General features: G+C 43.0%; 4 protein-coding genes. 2 read left to right on the forward strand and 2 right to left on the reverse strand.

The genetic code is table 11. The annotated features are described in order from the left end of the window. Positions 1 to 272 precede the first annotated feature (272 nt). On the reverse strand, positions 273 to 2378 hold the full coding sequence (locus tag I8752_RS14255; protein WP_214432978.1) for a PAS domain-containing sensor histidine kinase: 2106 nt from the start codon (positions 2376 to 2378) through the stop codon (positions 273 to 275). Between the two features lie 394 nt (positions 2379 to 2772). Here I8752_RS14255 and I8752_RS14260 point away from each other — a divergent pair, with 394 nt between their 5' ends. Further along, positions 2773 to 3495: a response regulator transcription factor gene (locus tag I8752_RS14260; protein ID WP_214432979.1), complete on the forward strand. Its 723-nt coding sequence runs from the start codon at positions 2773 to 2775 to the stop codon at positions 3493 to 3495. A gap of 68 nt (positions 3496 to 3563) precedes the next feature. On the opposite strand, the gene I8752_RS14265 is transcribed toward I8752_RS14260, so the two are convergent. Then, positions 3564 to 4907 carry a lipid-A-disaccharide synthase-related protein gene (locus tag I8752_RS14265; RefSeq protein ID WP_214432980.1) on the reverse strand — a complete coding sequence of 448 codons (1344 nt, stop codon included), beginning with the start codon at positions 4905 to 4907 and terminating at the stop codon, positions 3564 to 3566. A 574-nt stretch (positions 4908 to 5481) separates the two neighbouring features. Here I8752_RS14265 and I8752_RS14270 point away from each other — a divergent pair. Then, a complete protein-coding gene (locus I8752_RS14270; protein ID WP_214432981.1) occupies positions 5482 to 7623 on the forward strand; it encodes a BamA/OMP85 family outer membrane protein in 2142 nt (713 codons plus the stop codon). Positions 7624 to 7692: the final 69 nt, after the last annotated feature.

Consider the following 7692-nt stretch of genomic DNA (forward strand, 5'->3'; position numbering starts at 1 on the left):
TTGCATCCAGTTTGTAAATTTCTCCACAATCTAGTTAATCAACTAGAACATTGGAATTACAATTTAATCAGCAGTAGCTAATTGTTCGTGGCTAGCAAATAGAAAAGTTAGCAGTTTATAGTTTTTATCTGCTAAGACAGATGAAACTGCTTCCAAGTAAAATAAAACACCTATCGACCTCAATACATATTGTAAATGAGCGGGTTAACACCCGTCCTCAGCCATTAGTGAGAGTTGGCTATTAACAATGTGTTCCATAAGCTGGAGCAATTTTAATCATCTGGCTGTTTAGGCCAAGTAAAATGAAAAGTACTGCCAGCACCCACAATAGAATCCAAAATAATCATACCTCCTTCAGTTTCAACAATTTTTTTGACGATCGCTAAACCAATGCCAGTATTTTCTTTGCGATCGCGGGCTTCCAAAGTTTGGAAAATCACAAAGACTTTATCCTGATATTCCGCTGCAATGCCAGGGCCGTCATCTGCAACTGTAAATTTGTAGTAACGTCCTTGGTCTTGCACAGATATTTTCACTCGGCCATCAAGGCGGGAGTGATGCTTAATCGCGTTCTCGATTAAGTTGGCAAATACCTGTTGCAGGGGAAATCGCTTGGTGAGGAAAATAGGCATTTCCGGGCCGACCTCAATGCTAAAAGTTGCTGGCGGTTGTAGCGAATCAATTACTTCTTTGAGCAATTCGCCAACATCTACTAAAGATGATTCTGTGTGGATGCGCCCAATGCGCGAATAATCTAGCAAGCCATTAATTAAAGCTTCCATACGGCGCACTCGTCCTCGTAACAACTGCATTTGATGTTGGTTTTCTGGTGGTAGTTGTTTGGCGAGGTCTTCTTCTAACCATTCTGAAAGACTGGCGATCGCTCTTAATGGTGCTTTGAGATCGTGGGAGGCTGCATAAGCAAATCGATCTAATTCTTGATTGCGCTTTTGCAACATGGCAGTGGTTTGCGCCAAAATTGTGTTCGAGCGCGTTAGTTCTTCTGCTCGTTGTTGCAAAGTCAATTCTGCAAGTTTGCGATCGCTAATATCAATACCCGATCCAATATACCCAACAAAACTACCATCTGTATTGAATCTAGGCGTACCTCTATCTAAAATCCAGCGATATTCACCATCAAAACGCCGTAGTCGATACTCTATACTAAAAGATTGTCGAGCATCAAACGCTGTGTAGTATATCTCTAAGCAACGCTTTACATCTTCTGAATGGACTCCCTGGGCCCAACCGTTACCTGGCTCTTGCGTCATTGTACGCCCGGTGAATTCTAGCCAGCCTTGATTAAAGTAATTACAGAGTTTATCTAGCCCAGACATCCAAATCATTACAGGTGCAGTATCTGCCATTGTGTGGAACCGTTGTTCGCTCTCCTGCAATGCTTGCTCTGCTTGTTTGCGGTTGCTAATATCTTCAATGACAGCAATAAAGTACTTAGCTGTTTCTGTATTGTCATGCAGCAAATGTGGATTTGTTTGTCTAGTAGCTGCGTCCCCCAGCAATGAAACCGTTAAATTAATCCACAACGGCAAATTATCTTTGCGGATCAAGCGTTTGTGTTGGGAATAAGTATCTATTTCACCCGCTAACAATTGCCGTATAGAATTGCGATCGAGTTCCAAATCATCAGGATGGGTGATTTCTTGATAAGTCAAATTTAAAAGTTCTTCGCGGTTGTAACCCAAAATCTGACACAGTTTCTGGTTAACTCTCAACCAGCGACCAGCTAATGAGATGTGGGCAATGCCAACAGCAGCTTGTTCAAAGGTCGCCTGAAATCTTTGTTCGCTCTGTTTGAGTACTTCTTCTTGCTCACCTTCAGTAATCTCACTGACTGTGCCAATATAGCCGATCGCCTCACCACTAACACGAGTTTCTGCTTCTGCTTGTGATAACACCCAGACGATCCTGCCATCAGAATGTTGAAACCGAAATTCATAATTAAAAGGCTGGGCATTAGGCAAGATGCGTTTGACTTCTGCATCTATCAATTCCAGATCGTCTGGATGTACGGCAGTTCGCCAACCTTTACCGAGGGCCATTGTTAAAGAAATACCTGAAAGTTCAGACCATCGCTGATTGACATCAAGGCAGTTACCTAACAAATCTGTGCGAAAGATACCAACGTAAGACATTTTGGCCGGGATTGCGCGACGGCGCTCATTTTCTTGTAAAAGTACCTCAGCTAGCTGACGGTGAGTAATGTTATCAGATATATTTGCATTCCAATTAGGCGATAAAGAAATGCGGTCAATTAAGCTACAAGCTTTATTAATTACCTGATATTTAGTAGATACACTTAAATTTAATATTGTTTGATTTGTTTTAATTGCAATGCGATCGGGCTTGATTAATCCCATGAATCAAAAGTCTCATTTAGGATGGCAGGCAAGTGTTGCTTATTTTCTCCTTTGGTATAGCGAACTGATTTTGATTTGTGCATTGAGAGCGTCTATTTTTAAAGCTTTAGCATATTATTAGATTATGTAGGAAAGTTAAGAATCAAAAGTCATAGACAAAAATTGTCTATAGTTTGAGTTCGTTCCAATATTTCATACTTTTTTGGAGAAAAGCCATATATCTCTAGCTAGATTTCGATCTATATTAAGGAGGAGAAAATAGCAAATTGATTATTTCTATCGGTGGATGCAGACTTGTTAAGAAATCATCTATCTTTGGTTTGGGAAAATCATAGAATCTGCTAAAAAAATATTGTAGTTTGCATAGTGCAATCAACAGAGAGCGAGTGTAACAATGAGTGAAATAAGCATTATTTTAATTGAAGATCATGACCTTACAAGAATGGGACTCAGGGCTGCTTTACAGTCATACAGCGGTTTGAAAGTGATTGGTGAAGCGGCAAATGCTACTCAAGGATTAAAACTTTTAGAAACAGCCAAGCCGGATGTGGCAGTGGTAGACATTGGCTTGCCTGACATGGATGGGATTGAACTCACCCGCAAGTTTAGACGCTACCAAGCGGAGACCGGACAACCAGCAACCAAAATTCTGATCCTGACAATGGATCATACAGAGGATGCAGTATTGGCTGCGTTTGCAGCAGGAGCAGACTCTTATTACATGAAAGAGACAAGCATCAACAAATTAACAGAGGCCATCCAAGCGACTTACGGCGGTAACTCGTGGATTGACCCGGCGATCGCTAATGTAGTATTGCGGAAGATGCGGCAAGGTATTCCCGGAGAAAGCCAACCCTCTGACAAGCCGAAGACAGTGAAAATAGAGGCATTGGCCACGGAATACGAACAAGTATTAGAAACCTATCCGCTAACTCAACGCGAACTAGAAATTTTAGAGTTGATAGTTGCTGGTTGTAGTAATGGGCAAATAGCTGAAAAACTTTATATTACCGTTGGTACAGTTAAGACCCACGTTCGCAACATCTTAAATAAACTCTGTGCTGATGACCGTACTCAAGCTGCTGTGCGTGCTTTGCGTTCTGGGTTAGTAGCATGATGGAGAAGTCAAAAGGTAAAAGGTAAAAGTAAAAAGAAAGGAATTTTTTGAATTTTGACTTTTTAGCTTCACCATAATCGTTCCAGCAAGCACTCAGCAATACGTCGTGCAGCTCCTGGTTTACCCATTCTTCGCCTACCGTTCTCGGCGATTTTTTGCAAACTATCGGGTTCTTTAATTAGCGATCGCACCACATGGGCAACTTCTGTAGGCTGCTCGACTAAAATCAGGGATGGCCCCAAAAGACGGCTTTGAGCTTCCGCAAAGGCAGGGTTATATTGAGGGCCATCACCGGGAATCGCGATCGCAGGTTTCCCTAAACCGACAAATTGCTCGGTTGCAGTACCCGCCATCGCAATGGCCGTATCTGCCCAATGCAAACATTCATTGTAGGCTTGTTGTGTTAGTAGCAAGTATGCATTGCTTTGCTTAAATATTAAAGTATTGGCATCAGGAAGCGAAATCGGGGATTGGGAATGAGGTTGCCAACCTTGAGATTGCAGAGTTTGAGATAAAATATTACAGTCCAAACCAGGAGCGATCGCCCCCAAAAACACTAGACTTTTAGAAGTGTGAATTGCATCTCGCTTTTGGAAACTAGCTATCAATGCAGACACCGCTAGCATAATTACTTTCCAGTTAGTATATGCTTCTGGCGCACGGGAACCAGGAAGCAGAGCAATAACTAAAGGTCGAGCTAATTCTTTTTGTTGGACATCGGCACTGTAAAATTGTTGCGGTGAAACAGTTGGCTCTAGACCGTCCATCATCGGATTGCCCAAATCAAAAGCTGGAATTAGCCATTGTTTCAAAATTTCCGTAGTCAGTGAATCTCTGGGAAATACGGCAAGGCAACGGCGACGACTCATCAACCAACGTTCCCAAGGATGATAAATCGAACCAGAAAAGTTTTCCCAACGTGCGGCTTTTGATTTTCTCGCTAATAAACCCACTTCATCCCGCACGTAATATTCTGATTTAGCTGTGCCTACAAAGGCATAATTAGCATCACTGAAAGTTGCAAACAATAGTGGTACAATATCTCCGACAGCTAAAATAGCTGTCTTGTTACCTAACCTTTTTTGAGAACTAACCCAGCGGCGTATAGCTTTAATTTGGCTAAAAGTTAGTTGTACTAAACCGCCTTTGACATCTTGCATCAATTGCCGCCCATCCATATAAATAAAGCCACCAGAAGGCATAGTGCGTACCGAACCAATACAGGGAATATTTAACTTTTGGTAAGCGCGTCCTTCACCCACCAGTGGTAAAGCAAAGATATCTGGTGGGTTTGATTGTTGCTGAAGTTCCTGTAAAATGCGGACAGCAATTATATCCTCTCCATGACCGTTACTTAAAACAAGTAACTGCAAACCATTAGAGGTTGGGGATAACCCAGATACATCACTCATCTTGCTTAACATCTCCTGTAAAAATTGAGTTTGCGGCTTTTACTAAACACTACACAGCTGTATCTTCTTTGACTTTTAAAACCGCAGAAAGTTTAAAAATACTAATAATTCCTCAGACATTTACTTTAGTTACTGAATAATTATTTGGTGTTCTTAGAATATCAAGTTAATTTTGAGTACTGAGTTGTTAGTTGAGGCGATCGCTTTTTGATATTCTTCTCGTTTGCTAGGTAGTGTAAACCTACCGCGAATAATAACGCCAAGGCAGTTAAACAGATATAACAAGCGAATTAAAGGTTAGGACATCTTGAAAGCGTGGATGTTAGGAATAGTAATGTTTTACCTCCTGCCCCCTGCCTTCTGCCCCCTGCCTCCTGCCTTCTGCCCCCTGCCTCCTGCTATATACGCCACTTCGCACCAGTAGTTTCAGAGAAACAAAACATCAAAATTAACGGTCTGTTTGGGTAAGAGGTATAAAAAAGGCGATATTAATCAGCAAAGCTGCTGGAAGTTAATCTTATTCGTCATGACTTCACCTCAATAAAAATAACTCCCATTTCATAGACTAAATATTATGCGAGTTTCTTCGGCGGCAATTTTTACTTTAGCTACTTTAGCAGCTAGCAATATCACCCAAAAAGTAATGGCTGCAACTGCCACAACATCCTCTCATACAGAACAAGCTGAAAATCTAGTAGTTCCAACAATTGTAGAAACGCCTACACAAGTAAAAACTATCTCATCTCCAGAAACTGTAGTTTTGCAACAATTTTCTCAAAATCCTGTAGTTGTCCGCTCAAGTGAGAAAAAAAATTCTACAGTAGCCCAAACGCCAACTCAGGGAAATTCTCCCGTAATCTTACCTCCATCTCCCAAAAAAGACACGGTGACACAGGGACGAGGGGACGCGGAGAGTTCTTTCCCCGCGTCCCCCCGTCTCCCTGTCTCCGTGTCTTCCTCTCCCAAGCCTGCCACTCTTGAAAATGGCTTAGTAGTCACAGCTACGGATGTGCAGGTAGTGGGGGCGACTGCGGAATTACAGCAAATTATTCGCCAAGCCATCAAAACTCATGCAGGTGGAGAAACTAGTCAAAGCCAATTACAAAAAGATGTAGCGGCAATTCTAGAAACTGGTTTATTTGCCAGTGCCAACGTCAATAGCCGCAGCACCCCAGCCGGATTGAATGTAGTGTATCAGGTGCAACCAGTAGTAGTGCGATCGCTGCAACTTTCCGGCGCGAAGGTACTCACCTATCAAGTACTACAAGAACGTTTGCGATCGCAAATTAACAATGCCATTAGTCCGGCTGGACTCCAGCAAGCAGTAGAACAAATTAACAAATGGTACGCTGACAATGGCTATAACTTGGCACGGGTGCTATCAATTAAACCTAACCGTGAAGGCATCCTCACCGTGAATGTGGCTGAAGGCTTAGTTGGCGATATTAAATTTCGCTTTGTCAACGACGATGGTAAAACTGTAGATGACAAAGGCAACTTAGTTGGGGGACGCACCAAACCAGATTTCATCCAACGGCAACTCCAGCTTCAGCCAGGTCAAATCTTTCAAGAAAATATAGTACGGCAAGATGTACAGCAACTATATCGCACCGGCTTATTTGAAAACGTGAATGTTGCCTTAGAAGGAGATGCCACAAAACTTGATTTGGTTTACGAACTTAAGGAATATGGGGCGCGTGCGATTAACTTGGGTGGTAGTTATAACAGCGACCAAGGACTCATCGGTACTGTAAACTATCAAGACCAGAATATTGGTGGTGTTAACGATACTTTAGCCCTCAATGTCGGTTTGGGCGTGCGTGACTTCCAGTTTGATTCTAAATTTATCAGTCCCTATCGCTCAACCGATCCCGATCGCTTGGGCTACACTGTAAATGCTTTCCGTAATCGAGAACTGTCGGAAACCTTCGATGATGAAATTAAGTTAGCTAACGGCGACAAAGTGCGGGAAGGCAAGATTGGCGGTGGTATCAGTTTTCAACGACCGATTGAAGGTTGGGATACCTCTTTAGGATTTAACTACACTCGCACCAGCATTCGCGATCGCCAAGGTAATCTTACACCAACTGACGCTCAAGGCAATCCCCTTTCTGTAAGTGGCACTGGTATCGATGACTTGACTACTGTATCTTTCACCGCCACCAAAGACCAACGCAATAACCCCAACAATCCCACACAAGGTTCTTTATTGCGTCTGAGTACAGAACAATCTGTACCCGTCGGTCTGGGTAATATTTCTATGAATCGCCTCAATGCAAATTACAGCCAGTACGTACCAGTCCAGTTATTTAATAGCAAACAACCACAAGTATTTGCCTTGAATCTGCAAGCTGGTACTGTGATTGGTGATTTACCGCCTTATGACGCTTTTAACTTGGGTGGTTCCAACTCAGTACGCGGTTACGATGCTGGAAATGTTGGCAGCGGTCGCAGTTATGTGCTGGCTTCCGCCGAATACCGCTTCCCCATCGTGTCAGTAGTGGGAGGCGTGTTGTTTGCCGACTTCGGCTCAGATTTAGGCTCTGGTGATACTGTATTAGGAGATCCAGCAGGCGTGCGGGGTAAACCAGGTCAAGGGTTTGGTTATGGTGCTGGCGTACGCGTTGACTCACCTCTAGGCTTACTTCGCGCTGATTACGGCATCAACGACCAAGGAGAAAGTAGAGTACATCTCGGTATAGGTCAGCGTTTTTAGGAGATAGAGTTAGTGGTAGTTGTCAGTTATTTTATCCTTCCCCGCCCCAGAGGGGTAGAGGGGCGGGGA

The organism is Dendronalium phyllosphericum CENA369 (assembly GCF_016056275.1).
Classification (GTDB): Bacteria; Cyanobacteriota; Cyanobacteriia; order Cyanobacteriales; family Nostocaceae; genus Dendronalium; species Dendronalium phyllosphericum.